This is a genomic window from Streptomyces sp. NPDC001980 (genome assembly GCF_040296885.1).
Taxonomy (GTDB): Bacteria; Actinomycetota; Actinomycetes; order Streptomycetales; family Streptomycetaceae; genus Streptomyces.
Genome location: NZ_JBEOYD010000005.1, coordinates 41032 through 56561, shown reverse-complemented (window position 1 = coordinate 56561; position 15530 = coordinate 41032). Strand labels below are relative to the sequence as shown.

Here is a 15530-nt window from a genome sequence, read left to right as displayed (position 1 = left end):
GCCGTGACCACCGTCCGTCTCCCCCTCTTCCCGCTGAACTCGGTGCTGTTCCCGGGGCTGGTGCTGCCGCTGAACATCTTCGAGGAGCGCTACCGCGCCATGATGCGCGACCTGCTGAAGACGCCCGAGGAAGAACCGCGCCGGTTCGCCGTCGTGGCGATCCGCGACGGCCACGAGGTGGCGCCGAGCGCGCCGGGCATGCCGGACCCGACGGCGCAGCCCGACCGGGGCCCGGCGGCCGGCTTCGGACCCGACCCCCTCAAGTCCTTCCACCGGGTGGGTTGTGTGGCGGACGCGGCGACGATCCGGGAGCGGGCGAACGGCACGTTCGAGGTGCTGGCGACGGGTACGAACCGGGTGCGGCTGCTCTCCGTCGACGCGTCGGGCCCGTTCCTGACGGCCGAGCTGGAGGAGCTGACGGAGGAGCAGGGCGACGAGGCCGGCGCGCTGGCCGAGGGCGTCCTGCGGGCCTTCCGCCAGTACCAGAAGCGCCTGGCGGGCGCACGCGAACGCTCGCTCTCCACGGGCGTCGACCTCCCCGACGAACCGTCCGTCGTCTCCTACCTGGTCGCCGCCGCGATGATGCACGACACCCCCACCAAGCAACGCCTGCTCCAGGCCCCCGACACGGCCTCCCGCCTCCGCGACGAGCTGAAACTCCTTCGCTCCGAGACGGCGATCATCCGTAACCTGCCGTCACTGCCCGCGGCGGAGCTGACGCGGGCACCGACGAGCCTGAACTGAGCCGGGGTCCTCCTGAATGCCGAAGAAATCAAAGAAACAGCAGTCCGGCGGCGGTACCCCGGCGACGGTGGCCCTGACCACGGCGGGCGTGGACTTCACGGTCCACGCCTACGACCACGACCCCGCCCACCCGTCCTACGGCGAGGAGGCCGCGGAGGCGATGGGCGTGTCCCCCGACCGTGTCTTCAAGACCCTGGTCGCGGACGTCGACGGCGCGCTCACGGTCGCGGTCGTCCCGGTGGCCGGCAGCCTGGACCTCAAGGCCCTGGCAACGGCGGTCGGCGGCAAACGCGCGGCGATGGCGGACCCGGCCCTGGCCGAGCGCACGACGGGCTACGTCCGCGGCGGCATCTCCCCGCTGGGCCAGCGCAAGAAACTCCCCACGGTCCTGGACGCCTCGGCATCGGCCCACCCCACGATCTGCGTCTCGGCGGGCCGCCGGGGCCTGGAGGTGGAACTCGCACCGACCGCCCTCGCGACCCTCACGAACGCGACCCTGGCCCCCATCGGTCGTGCGTGACCCCTCGACGAAGTCTCCGCGCTGGGTTAAGTACGGAAGGCATGTCGAAGAAGACACGGAAAAGGAAGTGGCGCCTGAAGAAGGGCCGCTCGAACCACGGTCGCCGTCCGGCATAGAAACCACGCAGGGGCGCGGACCCTCCGCCACTCACGAGCCGCGCAGTTCCCCGCGCCCCTGCCCGTCCGCCCCGTGCAGCCCCCTCGGACGACAGACCGACTCCGGGCCGCCGCGGGCCGATCGCGCAGTTCCCCGCGCCCCCTACTCTTCTGCCGCCGCCCCGCTTCCCAGTCACCAAACGCGGCCTGCGACCCCACCCTCCAGCCCGTCCGGCGTTTGAGGACGAGGCCGTTCAGGCCGAAGCGGGGGTCTGGGGGCGGCAGCCCCCGGGGACGGGGGTCGAAGGGGGCCCAGCCCCCTGGAGGATGGGACGGGTAGGGGCGGCGGGGGCGCGAAAACCTACGCCGGCGGAGCGGCGTACGGTCCGTCCTCGTACGGCGGCTCCGGGTCCCGCGGACCGAACAGCGCCGTCAACCCCAGATGCACCACCAACGCCGACAACGACCACGCCAGCAACGCCCCCTTCGCGCCGAGCTTCAGCGGCGCGGAGAACGTCACCCCCTTGCCCACGGCCTTCGCATGGGCTATCACATCCTGCTCCGGCCCCAGCCACACCCCGAGCCGCCAGGCCAGCACCGACGCCAGCAGCCCCCCGACCCCCAGCGCCACCACCAACGGCACACCCCCACGCCGCCGCCACAGAAACACCACGACCGCGCTCACGACCCCGCAGGCCAGCGCCAGCAGCGTGAACGTCCCGTCCACCCCGGCCGCCTGCTCCCCCTCGCTGTCCTTGAGGTACACCGCCCAGCTCTTGCCGGACTGGTCCCCCACCAGCGGCACATGCGGCGCCAGCCACAGCCACAGCAACCCGAGCAGCACCCCGCTCACCGCCACCGCGACGGCGATCACCGCGGCCTCCCGCAGTTCGGTCTTCATGCCGGGACCGTCCTGTCCGTACGCTGCGTACTGTCCGTACTCCCCCGCCGCCTCCCCGGCAGGCGGCGGGGCCTGCCAGGCCTGGTGCGAGGACTGGTCGTGCGGCGGCGGAGGCGGCGTCAACGGTGCGGTCACAATGCCATCGTGCCAGTTCGGCCTGTGGGGCGCGTCACCGGACGGCGGCCCTGCGGTACGCCCAGGTGGCGACGGCCAGCGAGACGACGCCCACCCCGGCGCAGACGCCCAGGTCAACGAGGACGACGGCCCAGTCGGGCCGCGCCCCGAAGGTCCGGGCGTAGGCCTCGACGCCGTACGTCGAAGGCAGCAGGTCACGCGCGAACTGGATGATGCCCGGCATCCGGTCCGGCGGCAGCACGCCGAGCAGCAGCGCCGCCGACATGCCCAGCTGCCCGAGCAGGGTGGCGAGTTCCGGACGAGGTGCGAGCAGTCCACAGGCCGCCCCCAGCCCTGCCAGGGCCGCCCCCGCGAGCGGGATCACCGCGACGAGGATCCACAGGTTCCCGAGCGGCAGCCCGAACAGCACACACCCGAAGACGGCGGTGATCAGCGTCCCCGGCACGGTGAAGGAGGCGTACGCCGCGGCCGCCCCGAGCACCACCGAGGCCGGCGGCACGGGCAGCGTGGCGTAGTGGTCGAGCCCGCCGCTCGCCCGCAGCTGTCCGAAGTACTGCGCCAGCAGGTTCAGCGCCACGTAGGCGACCACGACCACCGACGAGCCCGCCACCACGGACTGGGCCTCGCCCCGCGAGTCCACCACCCCGCGCATCATGATCATGATGCCGACGGACTGGAAGGTCGCGACGAACAGCAGCGGGATCCGCGCCACCCGGGCCCGGGACAGCTGCGCGCGGTAGACGGCCACCAGCGACGGCCACAGCCGCGCCCGCGGGCCCAGCTCGGCCGCCGGGCCGCCCGGCGCCGTCTCCTCCACGGCCAGGGCACCGCCCGGCAGAACCTCAGCGGGTACGACACTCACGTCGCGCTGCTCCCTTTCCGTGCGGCACCTGCGGCCCGTACCGCTGCCGCGTCTTTCCGTACGCGCCCGGCCGCCGTCCTGTTCACCCTCGCGTTCACCGTCACGCCTTCACCAGACCCTGCCGTGCGGCGCCGCCCAGCGCCAGGTAGACGTCCTCCAGGCTGGGCGTGGCGAGGGTGAAGTCGTCGAGGGCGGCGAAGGCGGCCCCTCCGGTCACCGTGGCGACGACGGCACGCGCCTCCTCGGGCGCGAGCCGCAGCGTCCAGCGCCGGCCGGACTCGACGGCACGCTCCCGCAGGACGGCCACCTCGGGCACGTCCAGCGGCGCCTGCTCCCGCCACACCAGCTCGACCCGCACCTCGCCGGCGACGCGTTCCTTGAGCCCGGCGGGGGTGTCGCAGGCGATGACCCGCCCCTGGTCGAGGACGGCGACCCGGTCGAGCACCGTCTCGGCCTCGATGACGTTGTGGGTGACCAGCACCACGGTGGCCCCCTGCTCGGCCCGCCGCCGGTCCACGGCGGCCCACACGGCCCGCCGGGCCACCGGGTCCATCCCGGTCGTCGGCTCGTCGAGCACGAGCAACGGCCGCTCCCCGACCAGCGCGGCGGCGAAGCACGCGAGCCGCCGCTGTCCGCCGGAGAGCTTCTTGAGCGCCCGCCCGGCGATCGGCGTCAGGCCCAGCTCCTCCAGCACGGCGTCGCGCTCGCGCCGGGCCTGCCGTACGTCCAGTCCGCGCAGCCGCCCGGTGGTCTCGGCCGCGAGGGACACGGTCAGCTCGTCGAGGGCGCTGGACTCCTGCCCCAGGTAGGCGAGGATCCGCGCGGCCCGCTCCGGGTGCCGCACGATGTCGTGCCCGAGGATCTCGACACTGCCCGCGTCGGGGCGCAACAGCCCGGTGAGCTGCCGTACGAGCGTCGACTTGCCGGCCCCGTTCGGCCCGAGCAGCCCGAAGATCTCCCCGCGCCGGACGTCGAGCTCCACCCCGTCGGTAGCCCGCACCTCGGGCACCGCGGGGGCACCACGCCGCCCTTTGACCGCGGCGTAGGTCTTGGTCAGCCCACGCACCGCACACACGACATCACCCTGCCGCCGAAGTGCCCGACCCACGCCCGTACTCACAAGGGACGAGACTACGGGGTCGCCCCCGTTTACTCGCCTTTGGGGCGCCCGGCTTCCTGACTCCGTAAGAGCAGCGCCCCTGAAAGGGGCGCGGGGCTGCATCGAACATGCGGCTCCGCCGCGTGGGCGCGAGCAACCCCCCACCGGCCCGCAGCCGAAGTCACCCCCGCGCCACCCTCAGTCACTCCGCCGACGCATGCTCCCCGGCCCCCGCCGGCACATCGAACTCTCTCCAGAACCCCGCCCGAATGGCGTACCGGTCATGCTCGTCGATCTGGTCGTCCTTGTGCGCCAGCAACCCGAACCGCGCCGCGTACCGCAACAGCTCGCCGTCGATCCGGTGCGGAATCCGCGGATACATCCCCGACAGCTTCTGCAGATGCGCCTGGTCCCCGAGCCGCGACATCCACCGCCGGGCGAACACCTGCCCGACCTCGTACGGATCCCCGCCGACGGTCGTGATGTCCTCCTCCCGGTCGGCCCACCGCTGCTCCGCCGTGGTCAGCTGCGCCAGCGTCGGCATGGAGGCCGCCTCCGCCGGCTCCGCCGCGACCCCCGGCCGGTCCACCCACCCCTTGTCGGAGGACCACCGCAGCGTGGCCGTGGTCGCCGGATGCTGCACCGGCTGCGCGCCGCCCGGCGCCCGCAGCGCGGCGAGATCCTTGGGCGTCGGCACCCCCTTCGGCGCCGGCACCCGCTCCGGCGCCCCGTTCTCCACCACGCTCGCGGCAGGCGCCCGCTCCACGTCCTCGGTACCCGGCTCGGGGGCCGCCGCCAGCGACGACTCGGGCAGCGGCGCCGAGAGGATCGCGGCGATCTCCGGCCGCGGCACCGGCGGCGGCGCACAGACCGCGGTCAGCTCCTTGGCCCGGACCGCCTGGGTGATCCACGCCCGGTCCAGCACCCGCCGCTCGTCGGCCTCGGCGACCAGGTCCTCGGACTGGTTGTAGTCGCCGTCGGCGGCCTGCACGGCCCACAGGTGGACGGCGACCCCGTGCTCCTTCGCGGCCATCATGCCCGGCAGCAGGTCCCCGTCCCCGGTCACCAGCACGACGTCGGAGCAGGCGCGGTTGCGGGCCAGCTCGGTCAGCTCGGCGTGCATGGCCGCGTCCACGCCCTTCTGCGCCCAGCGTCCGTCGCTGCGGGTCAGCGCGCCGAGCCGGACGGTCACCCGGGGCATCACGCGCAGCCGTCGGTGTTCCGGCTGCGGGACACGGTCGGGGGCGCCGTCGAACCAGTAGATGCGCAGCAGTGGACGCTCGGTGTCGGATTCCGCGCGGTCGCGCAACGCCTGGATCAGCGCGGTGTGGTCGACGGTGATGCGGGATCGGGAGGGCTCACCGGCGAGGAGACTGGCGGCGGCACCCAGCAGATACCCGGCGTCCACCAGGACGATGCAGCGGTCCACGCGACTCACCCTCTTTCCGGGAGGTTTGCTTTCGGGGCTTCCTTCGAGTCTGCCCGACCACGCGGGGGTTAACGGCCCGAACTCGATCTTCGGCGTGGCGTTTCGGGACCTCGCTCTCCGACAAGCCCTGTTACACACGGTAATTATCCGAAATGCGTCCGTTGTCAGCCTATGTGAATCTGAATTCGGCCCCTAGATCCCCCACAGGAGGCAGATCACCATGGCCAAGAACAAGAACCGCAAGGGTGGCTCCCAGAACCGCACCCCGCAGTCCGAGCAGACCCACGAGCACGGGCAGCGTACGTCGAGCGAGTCGCAGGACTCGCCGGTGTCGCACATTCAGGGCAGCCCGGCCGACGTCGCTCGCAAGAAGCAGAAGAGCTTCGGCCACAACTGAGCGGACCGGCCAGGTCCCAGCGGGCTGTTGAAGCCCAGGCATGCAGAAGGGGCGCACCCGTTGCGGGTGCGCCCCTTCCGCGCGCATACGACCGCGCCTGCGACCGTCCGTGCGGGGTGAGGACCTATCCGGCCAGGCAGGACGGGCCGAGCAGCACCTTGAGGTCGCCGAACAGCGCCGGGTCCGGCTTCACCCGGTGCCGGTCCAGGCGCAGCACGGTCGTCTTGGTCGGGCCCTGGAGCTTGATCCGGACCTCGCTGTCGCCCTTGTGGTGACTGAGGATCTCGCCGAGGCGGCTGACCATCGGCGGGGTGACCCGGGTGGCCGGGATGGTGAGGATCACGGGCGCGTTGGTGCCGGCGTTGGAGAGATCCGGGACCGCCAGCTCCATCCCCACCAGCCGGGGCACGTCCTCGCGCTTGTCGAGGCGGCCCTTGACGAACACCACCGCGTCCTCGATCAGTTGGGTCGAGATGAGCTGGTAGCTCGCCGGGAAGAACATGCACTCGATGGAGCCCGCGAGGTCCTCGACGGTGGCGATCGCCCAGGCGTTGCCCTGCTTGGTCATCTTGCGCTGCAGGCCCGAGATGATGCCGCCGATGGTGACCACGGCCCCGTCGGCGTGCTCGCCGCCGGTGAGCTGGGCGATGCCCGCGTCGGCCTTGTCGGAGAGCACGTGTTCCAGGCCGAAGAGCGGGTGGTCGGAGACGTACAGACCGAGCATCTCCCGCTCCTGGGCGAGCAGATAGGTCTTGTCCCACTCCTCGGTGGTGAACTCGACGTCCAGTCCGAAGCCGGGCTCGTCGCTCTCCTCCTCGCCCATCCCGCCGAAGAGGTCGAACTGGCCCTCGGCCTCCTTGCGTTTGACCGCGACCACGTTGTCGATCATCGAGTCGAAGTGCGCGGTGAGGCCCTTGCGGGTGTGTCCCAGGGCATCGAAGGCGCCCGCCTTGATCAGCGACTCCGTGGTCCGCTTGTTGCAGGCGACCGCCTCGACCTTGTCGAGGTAGTCGGGGAAGGAGCCGTACTTGCCCTTGGCCTTGCGGCTCCTGATGATCGACTCCACCACGTTCGTGCCGACGTTGCGTACGGCTTCGAGGCCGAAGAGGATCACGTCGTCGCCCTGGGCGGCGAAGTTGTGCACCGACTCGTTGACGTTCGGCGGGAGCACCTTGATGCCCATGCGCCGGCACTCGTTGAGGTAGACGGCCGACTTGTCCTTGTCGTCCTTGACCGAGGTGAGCAGACCGGCCATGTACTCGGCGGGGTGGTTCGCCTTGAGGTAGGCGGTCCAGTACGAGACCAGTCCGTACGCGGCCGAGTGCGCCTTGTTGAACGCGTAGCCGGCGAACGGGACCAGCACGTCCCACAGGGCCTGGATCGCCTCGTCGCTGTAGCCGTTCTTCTGGGCGCCGGCCTGGAAGATGGTGAAGTTCTTGGCCAGTTCGTCGGGCTTCTTCTTGCCCATCACGCGGCGCAGGATGTCGGCCTCGCCGAGCGAGTAGCCGGCGATGATCTGGGCGGCCTTCTGCACCTGCTCCTGGTAGACGATCAGGCCGTAGGTGACCGCGAGGACCTCTTCGAGGGGCGCCTCCAGCTCCTTGTGGATCGGGGTGATCTCCTGGAGCTTGTTCTTGCGCAGTGCGTAGTTGGTGTGCGAGTCCATGCCCATCGGGCCCGGGCGGTAGAGCGCCGACACGGCGGAGATGTCTTCGAAGTTGTCGGGCTTCATCAGGCGCAGCAGGGAGCGCATGGGGCCGCCGTCGAACTGGAAGACGCCCAGGGTGTCACCGCGCTGGAGCAGTTCGAAGGTCTTCGGGTCGTCGAGCGGCAGGGCCAGCAGGTCGAGGTCGATGCCCTTGTTGGACTTCACCATCTTGACGGCGTCGTCCATGATCGTCAGGTTGCGCAGGCCGAGGAAGTCCATCTTCAGCAGGCCGAGCGACTCGCACTGCGGGTAGTCCCACTGCGTGATGGTCACGCCGTCCGTGTGCCGCACCCAGATCGGGGCGTGGTCGACGATGGGCTCGCTGGACATGATCACGCCGGCGGCGTGCACACCCATCTGCCGCACCAGGCCCTCGACGCCCTTCGCGGTGTCGATGACCTTCTTGACGTCCGGCTCGTTCTCGTACATCCCGCGGATCTCGCCCGCCTCGTTGTAGCGCGGGTGCGAGGGGTTGGTGATGCCGTCGAGGTCGATGCCCTTGCCGAGGACGTCGGCGGGCATCGCCTTGGTGAGGCGGTCGCCCATCGCGTACGGGTAGCCCAGCACGCGTGCGGAGTCCTTGATCGCGTTCTTGGCCTTGATCTTGCCGTAGGTGCCGATCATGGCGACCTTGTCGGCGCCGTACTTCTCGGTCACGTACCTGATCACCTCGACGCGCCGACGCTCGTCGAAGTCGATGTCGACGTCGGGCATGGAGACGCGCTCGGGGTTGAGGAACCGCTCGAAGATCAGGCCGTGCGGGATCGGGTCGAGGTCGGTGATGCCCATGGCGTACGCGACGATCGAGCCGGCCGCGGAGCCTCGGCCGGGGCCGACCGCGATGCCGTTGTTCTTCGCCCACATGATGAAGTCGGCGACCACGAGGAAGTAGCCCGGGAACCCCATCTGGATGATGACGTCCAGCTCGTACTCGACCTGCTTCTGGCGGTCGTCCGGGACGCCGCCGGGGAAGCGGCGGTCCATGCCCCGGCGGACCTCCTCCTTGAACCAGGTGACCTCGGTGAAGCCCTCCGGGATGTCGAACTTCGGCATGAGGTTCTTGGCCTCGAACATGCCGGTGGTGTCGACCATCTCGGCGATCAGAAGGGTGTTGGCGCAGCCCTCCTGCCAGGCGTCCGAGGAGTCGACGGCGTACATCTCGTCCGTGGACTTCAGGTAGTAGCCGGTGCCGTCGAACTTGAAGCGGTCCGGGTCGGAGAGGTTCTTGCCGGTCTGGATGCAGAGCAGGGCGTCGTGGGCGGTCGCCTCGTGCGCGTACGTGTAGTGCGAGTCGTTCGTCACCAGCGGCGGGATGCCGAGCTTCTTGCCGATCTCCAGGAGGCCGTCGCGGACCCGGTGCTCGATCTCGATGCCGTGGTCCATCAGCTCCAGGAAGTACCGGTCCTTGCCGAAGATGTCCTGGTAGTCGGCGGCCGCCTTCAGCGCCTCGTCGTACTGCCCGAGACGCAGCCGGGTCTGGAGCTCGCCGGAGGGGCAGCCGGTGGAGGCCACGATCCCCTCGGACCACTGGGCGATGGTCTCCTTGTCCATCCGGGGCCACTTCTGCAGCCAGCCCTCGGCGTACGCGTCCGAGGAGAGCCGGAAGAGGTTGTGCAGACCCGTGCTGTTCACGGCCCACATCGTCTTGTGGGTGTAACCGCCGGAACCGGAGACGTCGTCCCGCTTCTGGTGCGGCTGCCCCCACTGGATCTTGCGCTTGTTGCGCCGGGACTCGGGGGCGACGTACGCCTCGATCCCGATGATCGGGGTGACACCGGCCTTCTTCGCCGTATGGAAGAAGTCGTACGCCCCGTGCAGGTTGCCGTGGTCGGACATGGCGATGTGCGTCATGCCCATCTCGTTGCAGGCGTTGAACATGTCCTTGAGCCGCGCGGCACCGTCCAGCAGCGAGTACTGGGTGTGGACGTGCAGGTGCGTGAAGGGCGGCTTTGACACGGTTTCGGCCTCCGAAGGAAAACAGGCGTCGACGATCTTCCGACCGGCTGCGGACAGTCTGGTGGGACAGCGGAATCCTATGCCTCGGCACTGACACCGGGCGGCCTGCCCCGCGTACCTTCATGCCAAGAAAGCGGGCACTCCCGGGGACCTTCGCACGTTGGTCCCCGCGAGAGATCCGCGCCACATGTCAGGCACCACCCGTACCAGGAGGCACCCAGCGATGCCGGTCCCCCAGCTCAACGGCGAGCAGCGCGGCGAGGAGATCCTCGCCGTCTTCGACACCGCCTTCGGCGAGCTCCTGGCCGCCGACCCGGCCGCGTTCCGCGTGAAGTTCCGGAAGATGGCGGCCTCGGCCTTCGCCTTCTACCGGGGCACGGCCGCGCTCTTCTACCACGACCTCGACGCGGAGACCGCAGGGCGGGGCGGTGGGAGGACGTCCGCGCTGGGGGGTGGGCGGATATACACCGGTCCGTACCTGGACGAGCGCACCTCGCGCGTGTGGATCCACGGCGACCTGCACGCGGAGAACTTCGGCACGTACATGGACTCCAACGGCCGCCTGGTCTTCAACGTCAACGACTTCGACGAGGCCTACGTCGGCCCGTTCACCTGGGACCTGAAGCGCTTCGCCGCCTCCATCGCGCTGATCGGGTACGCGAAGGCGCTCAGCGACGAGCAGATCACCGAGCTGGTCGAGGTGTACGCGGACGCCTACCGCGAGCGCATCCACGCGCTGGCGACCGGCGCGAAGAGCGACGAGGTGCCGCCGTTCACCCTGGACAGTGCCGAGGGCCCGCTGCTCGGCGCGCTGCGCGCGGCCCGCTCGCTGACCCGTTTCGAGCTGCTGGACTCGATGACGGAGATCCGCGACTGGGAGCGCCGCTTCGCCTCCGGCGGCGGCTCCATCGAGCTGGACGCCGCCACCCGCTACAAGGTCCTCGCCGCCTTCGACGGCTACCTGGAGACCCTCCCCGAGTCGTCCCTGTCCCGTCCGGACTCCTACCGCGTGAAGGACGTCGTGGGCCGCCGCGGGATCGGCATCGGCTCGGCCGGCCTGCCGTCGTACAACATCCTCCTGGAGGGCGCCACGGACGCCCTGGAGAACGACGTGGTGATCTACATCAAGCAGGCCCAGACCCCGGCCGTCTCCCGGCACGTCACGGACCCGGCGATCCGGGACTACTTCCAGCACGAGGGCCACCGCACGGTGATCTCGCAGCGCGCCCTGCAGGCGCACGCCGACCCGTGGCTGGGCTGGACCGAGCTGGACGGCGCGGGTCAGCTGGTCGCCGAGGTGTCGCCGTACGCGGTGGACCTGGACTGGAGCGACATCGACGACCCGGAGGAGATCGCGGCGGTGGTCGCGGACCTCGGCCGGGCCACGGCGTCCATGCACTCGGCGGCCGACGACACCTCCGGCGAGTCCCTGGTGCCGTTCTCCACCGAGCGGGCCATCGACGCGGCCATCGCGGCCGACGAGGACGGTTTCGCGGGCCTGCTCACCGAGTTCGCGCACAGCTACGGCGCACGCGCGCGAGCCGACCACCAGATCTTCGTCGACCTCTTCCGCAACGGCCGCATTCCAGGCCTGTAACCTTCGCCAATTCTCAGGGCCTTTTTAGGGGTCCCTTACATGAGTACGTGACAGACTCTCCACCGCTATGGACATATCCGGGACCCAGCTCAGAGCCGTGCGCGCGGCGCTGTTCACGGCCTTCGTCGTGACGCTCAGCACCGCGTCGCACGTGCTGCTGTCCCGGGCCCCGCTGCCGTTCACGACGGTGGCCGCGGTCGCCGCCGGCGTGTTCTGCACGGCGTACGCGCTGGCGGGCCGCGAGCGCGGCTTCGGCCGGATCGCGGCCCTGCTGATCCCGCTGGAGCTGGCCGCCGACACGGTCTTCACCACCGGCCAGCACGCCTGTTACGGCCGGGCGGGCGGGCCCATCGCCGGCCCGCTGCGCGCGGTCGGCCTCGACGTGCTCTGCCACGGCGGCACGGTCGGCACCCCGCTGGCCCGGATGACCGGCGGCTCCCGCGCCGCCGCGGCCCTCACGCAGGCCGACCCGACCGCCGCCTGGCTGCTGCTCGCCGCGCACGTCGGCGTGGGCCTGCTCGCCGCCGCCTGGCTGCGCCGCGGCGAGCGCGCCCTGACCCAGCTGCTGCGCGCCGTCGCCGCCACCACCTTCCGCCCGCTGCTCCTCGCGGCCGCCGCGGGCACGGTCCGGCCGGCTCCGGTACGACGGCTGCCGCGCCCCGCGCCGCGCCCGGCCGCCGCCCGGGACCTGCTCCTCGTGCACTCCCTGGGACGGCGCGGACCGCCGTGCTCCGGGGCGCTCGCCCTGCCCTTCGCCTGAGCGCCCCGCCCGCCCGAGCACGCCCCTCGTCCGAGTACTTCGAGAACTCCGAGTACGACGAGTCCCCCACACGTATCCCGCGTACGACATGTGCGCGTCCCCTATGGAGATCACCAACATGAGCAAGCGGAACAGCGCAGCTGCCAAGAACGCGGCCCGGGAACGGCTGCGCGCCGAGCGCGAGAAGCAGGCCAAGCGCGCCAAGGTCAGGCGGCAGGTCATCGTGGCCGCCTCGGTCGTGGCCGTGCTGGCCGCGGCGGGCGGCATAGGCTACGCCGTCGTCCAGGCCAACAAGCCGGGCTACTGGGAGGCCGAGAAGGACGCCAAGGTCGTCGCCCCGGCCAACACGACGGGCACGGACGGCACCACGGTCGTCATCGGCAAGTCCACCGCCGCGAAGACCCTCAAGGTCTACGAGGACCCGCGCTGCCCGATCTGCGCCCAGTTCGAGCAAACCGTCGGTACGACCGTGAAGAAGGACATCGACGACGGCAAGTTCAAGATCCAGTACGTCGGCGGCACGTTCCTCGACGGCGACTCGCTCGGCAAGGGCCAGATCGGCTCGCGCGGCGAGGGCTCCAAGAACGCGATGAGCGCCATGGGCGCCGCGCTGAACGTCAGCGACGAGGCCTTCCTGGAGTACAAGACCGCGCTGTACTCGAAGAAGTGGCACCCCGACGAGACGACCGACAAGTTCAAGAACGACAGCTACCTCATCGAGGTCGCCAACACCGTCCCGGCCCTGAAGAACAACAAGTCCTTCCAGGCCGACGTGAAGTCCGGCAAGTACGACGCCTGGGCGCTGGCCATGTCGAAGACCTTCGACACCAACAAGGACGGCGTGACGGGCACCCCGAGCTTCGTCATGAACGGCAAGATGCTGACGGCCGACTCCAACGGCAACCCGCCGATGACGGTCGACGCCTTCAACTCCGTGGTGGACGCGGCCCTCAAGGCCTGACGCCCGACCGGAATTCCCGGCTCCACGTGAAGAGCAGGCGAACTTTCGTTGGTTCGCCTGCTCTTGTTCATACTGGTCAGTAACCTGAGCGCTCGTGACCAGTCGAAACGGATCAACACAGTCTTCCGAGAGCGCACACTCCCTCTCCCCCCGCCGCCGTACGGTCGTCAAGGCCGCGGCGGCGACCGCTGTCCTGGCCGCACCCCTGGCCGCCGCGCTGCCGGCCCGGGCCGCCTCGGACGCGCCCGCCTTCCTGCACGGCATCGCCTCCGGCGACCCACTGCCCGACGGCATCCTGCTGTGGACGCGGGTGACGCCGACCGCCGACGCGACGCCGGGCTCCGGGATCGGCCCGGACACCGAGGTCAGCTGGGTCGTCGCCACCGACAAGGCGCTGACGAACGTCGTCTCCAGGGGCTCCACCACCGCGACCGCCGCCTCCGACCACACCGTCAAGGCGGACATCCGCGGCCTGGCCCCGGCCACCGACTACTGGTTCCGCTTCTCGGCCGGCGCCACGGACTCCCCGGTGGCGCGCACCCGCACCGCGCCGGCGGCGGACGCCACCGTCGGGGGCCTGCGCTTCGGCGTGGTCTCCTGCGCCAACTGGGAGGCCGGCTACTTCGCCTCCTACCGGCACCTGGCCGCGCGGAACGACCTCGACGCCTGGCTGCACCTCGGCGACTACATCTACGAGTACGGCACCGGCGAGTACGGCACCCGCGACACCGTGGTCCGGGAGCACGCGCCCACCCACGAGATCATCACGCTCGCCGACTACCGCATACGGCACGGCAAGTACAAGACCGACACCGACCTGCAGGCCCTGCACGCCAAGGCGCCGGTCGTCGCCATCTGGGACGACCACGAGTTCGCCAACGACTCCTGGTCCGGCGGTGCCGAGAACCACACCGAGGGCACCGAAGGCACCTGGACGGCCCGTCAGGCCGCCGCCAAGCAGGCCTACTTCGAGTGGATGCCGGTCCGCCCGGCCATCGCCGGCACCACCTACCGCCGGCTGCGATTCGGCAAGCTCGCCGACCTCGCCCTGCTCGACCTGCGCTCCTTCCGCTCCCAGCAGGTGTCCACGGGCAGCGGCTCGGTCGACGACCCGGACCGCACCATCACCGGCCGCGCCCAGCTCGACTGGCTCAAGGCCGGTCTGAAGGCCTCCGACACCACCTGGCGGCTGGTCGGCAACTCGGTGATGATCTCGCCGTTCGCCATCGGCTCGCTCTCCGCCGACCTGTTCAAGCCGCTCGCCAAGCTGCTCGGTCTGCCCCAGGACGGCCTCGCCCTCAACACCGACCAGTGGGACGGCTACACCGACGACCGCCGCGAGCTGCTGGCCCACCTGCGCTCCAACGCGATCACCAACACGGTGTTCCTGACCGGCGACATCCACATGGCCTGGGCCAACGACGTGCCCGTGGACGCCGGGACCTACCCGCTGTCCGCCTCGGCCGCCACCGAGTTCGTGGTCACGTCGGTGACCTCCGACAACCTCGACGACATCCTCAAGGTCTCCCCCGGCGTCGTCTCCGCCGTCGCCGCCCCGGTCATCCAGCTGGCCAACCGCCACGTGCACTGGGTCGACACCGACCGGCACGGCTACGGCATCCTGGACATCACGGCCGCGCGGGCGCAGATGGACTACTACGTCCTCTCCGACAAGACGAAGGCCGACGCCACCTCGTCCTGGGAGCGGTCGTACCGCACCCGCAGCGGCACCCAGAAGGTCGAGCGCACCTACGACCCGGTCTAGCCGTCGGTTGCAGAAAGTCCTAGAGCGTGTCGAGGAAGCCGAGCGCCACCCGCCAGGTGGCCTCGGCGGCCTCCTCGTCGTAGTCCGGCAGACCGGGGTCGGTGTAGAGGTGACCGGCCCCCGGGTACCGGTAGATCTCCACGTCGGCGCCGGCCCGGCCCATCTGCAGGTACCAGGCGCTCAGCCAGTCGTCCGTCTCGAAGGCGTCCGGCTCGGCCACGTGCAGCTGCACCGGCAGGTCGTCCACCGAGGCGCTGGGCGCGATGTCCGACGTGCCGTGCAGAAGCAGCAGCCCCCGCGCCCGCTCGTCGCCCAGCGCCAGCGTCTGCGCGACCGAGGCGCCCAGCGAGAACCCCGCGTACACCAGCCCGCGCTCCGAGTACGGCGCCGCCGCCAGCACGGCCCGCTTCAGCAGCTCGTCCTTGCCGATCGACTCGTTGAACTCCATGCCCTCCTCGACCGTGTCGAACGTGCGCCCCGCGAAGAGGTCGGGCGTCCACACCTCGTGCCCGGCGGCACGCAGCCGGTCCGCGGCCTCGCGCACCGCGGGCCTGAGGCCATAGGTCGAGTGAAAGAGCATGATGTTCATGCGCCCATGGTG

Annotated in this window: 13 protein-coding genes; 7 read left to right on the top strand and 6 right to left on the bottom strand. The window is 70.7% G+C overall.

Annotation, left to right across the window (positions count from 1 at the left end; all coding sequences use genetic code 11):
• The first annotated feature begins 3 nt into the window (after window positions 1-3).
• The gene (locus ABT137_RS09165) at window positions 4-744 is read left to right on the top strand and encodes an LON peptidase substrate-binding domain-containing protein (protein WP_351704883.1); all 741 of its coding nucleotides are present in this window, start codon (window positions 4-6) and stop codon (window positions 742-744) included.
• A 16-nt stretch (window positions 745-760) separates the two neighbouring features.
• Window positions 761-1264, top strand: coding sequence for a Cys-tRNA(Pro) deacylase (gene ybaK / locus ABT137_RS09160; protein WP_351704880.1), 504 nt, complete (start codon window positions 761-763; stop codon window positions 1262-1264).
• Between the two features lie 456 nt (window positions 1265-1720).
• On the opposite strand, the gene ABT137_RS09155 is transcribed toward ybaK, so the two are convergent.
• From ABT137_RS09155 to ABT137_RS09140, 4 genes are all read right to left on the bottom strand, one after another.
• Window positions 1721-2395 (bottom strand): AAA family ATPase, encoded by a 675-nt coding sequence (locus tag ABT137_RS09155; protein ID WP_351704877.1) that lies wholly within the window; start codon window positions 2393-2395, stop codon window positions 1721-1723.
• 34 nt (window positions 2396-2429) lie between these two features.
• Window positions 2430-3257, bottom strand: a complete 828-nt coding sequence (locus ABT137_RS09150) for an ABC transporter permease (protein ID WP_351704874.1) — start codon at window positions 3255-3257, stop codon at window positions 2430-2432.
• 100 nt (window positions 3258-3357) lie between these two features.
• Window positions 3358-4332, bottom strand: coding sequence for an ABC transporter ATP-binding protein (locus tag ABT137_RS09145; protein ID WP_351704871.1), 975 nt, complete (start codon window positions 4330-4332; stop codon window positions 3358-3360).
• A 226-nt stretch (window positions 4333-4558) separates the two neighbouring features.
• Window positions 4559-5785, bottom strand: coding sequence for an NYN domain-containing protein (locus tag ABT137_RS09140; RefSeq protein WP_351704868.1), 1227 nt, complete (start codon window positions 5783-5785; stop codon window positions 4559-4561).
• Window positions 5786-6005: 220 nt separating this feature from the next.
• On the opposite strand from ABT137_RS09140, the gene ABT137_RS09135 reads away from it, so the two are divergent.
• Window positions 6006-6182: a hypothetical protein gene (locus tag ABT137_RS09135; RefSeq protein ID WP_351704865.1), complete on the top strand. Its 177-nt coding sequence runs from the start codon at window positions 6006-6008 to the stop codon at window positions 6180-6182.
• A gap of 124 nt (window positions 6183-6306) precedes the next feature.
• Here ABT137_RS09135 and dnaE read toward each other — a convergent pair whose 3' ends face one another.
• The gene (dnaE, locus tag ABT137_RS09130; protein WP_351704862.1) at window positions 6307-9846 is read right to left on the bottom strand and encodes a DNA polymerase III subunit alpha; all 3540 of its coding nucleotides are present in this window, start codon (window positions 9844-9846) and stop codon (window positions 6307-6309) included.
• A gap of 223 nt (window positions 9847-10069) precedes the next feature.
• Here dnaE and ABT137_RS09125 point away from each other — a divergent pair, with 223 nt between their 5' ends.
• The 4 genes from ABT137_RS09125 to ABT137_RS09110 all read left to right on the top strand — a co-directional run bounded on the left by ABT137_RS09125 (window position 10070) and on the right by ABT137_RS09110 (window position 14929).
• On the top strand, window positions 10070-11443 hold the full coding sequence (locus tag ABT137_RS09125) for a DUF2252 domain-containing protein (protein ID WP_351704859.1): 1374 nt from the start codon (window positions 10070-10072) through the stop codon (window positions 11441-11443).
• A gap of 67 nt (window positions 11444-11510) precedes the next feature.
• Window positions 11511-12203: a hypothetical protein gene (locus ABT137_RS09120; RefSeq protein ID WP_351704856.1), complete on the top strand. Its 693-nt coding sequence runs from the start codon at window positions 11511-11513 to the stop codon at window positions 12201-12203.
• Window positions 12204-12321: 118 nt separating this feature from the next.
• Window positions 12322-13164 carry a thioredoxin domain-containing protein gene (locus ABT137_RS09115; RefSeq protein ID WP_351704853.1) on the top strand — a complete coding sequence of 281 codons (843 nt, stop codon included), beginning with the start codon at window positions 12322-12324 and terminating at the stop codon, window positions 13162-13164.
• Window positions 13165-13258: 94 nt separating this feature from the next.
• A complete protein-coding gene (locus tag ABT137_RS09110) occupies window positions 13259-14929 on the top strand; it encodes an alkaline phosphatase D family protein (protein ID WP_351704850.1) in 1671 nt (556 codons plus the stop codon).
• 19 nt (window positions 14930-14948) lie between these two features.
• Here ABT137_RS09110 and ABT137_RS09105 read toward each other — a convergent pair whose 3' ends face one another.
• Window positions 14949-15518, bottom strand: a complete 570-nt coding sequence (locus ABT137_RS09105) for a dienelactone hydrolase family protein (RefSeq protein WP_351704847.1) — start codon at window positions 15516-15518, stop codon at window positions 14949-14951.
• Window positions 15519-15530 lie beyond the last annotated feature (12 nt).

Excerpts from the sequence above, each read along its gene's own strand:
- ybaK (WP_351704880.1), top strand. The coding sequence starts at position 761 with ATGCCGAAGAAATCAAAGAAACAGCAGTCCGGCGGCGGTACCCCGGCG.
- ABT137_RS09135 (WP_351704865.1), top strand. The coding sequence starts at position 6,006 with ATGGCCAAGAACAAGAACCGCAAGGGTGGCTCCCAGAACCGCACCCCG.
- ABT137_RS09125 (WP_351704859.1), top strand. The coding sequence starts at position 10,070 with ATGCCGGTCCCCCAGCTCAACGGCGAGCAGCGCGGCGAGGAGATCCTC.
- ABT137_RS09120 (WP_351704856.1), top strand. The coding sequence starts at position 11,511 with ATGGACATATCCGGGACCCAGCTCAGAGCCGTGCGCGCGGCGCTGTTC.
- ABT137_RS09115 (WP_351704853.1), top strand. The coding sequence starts at position 12,322 with ATGAGCAAGCGGAACAGCGCAGCTGCCAAGAACGCGGCCCGGGAACGG.
- ABT137_RS09105 (WP_351704847.1), bottom strand. The coding sequence starts at position 15,518 with ATGAACATCATGCTCTTTCACTCGACCTATGGCCTCAGGCCCGCGGTG.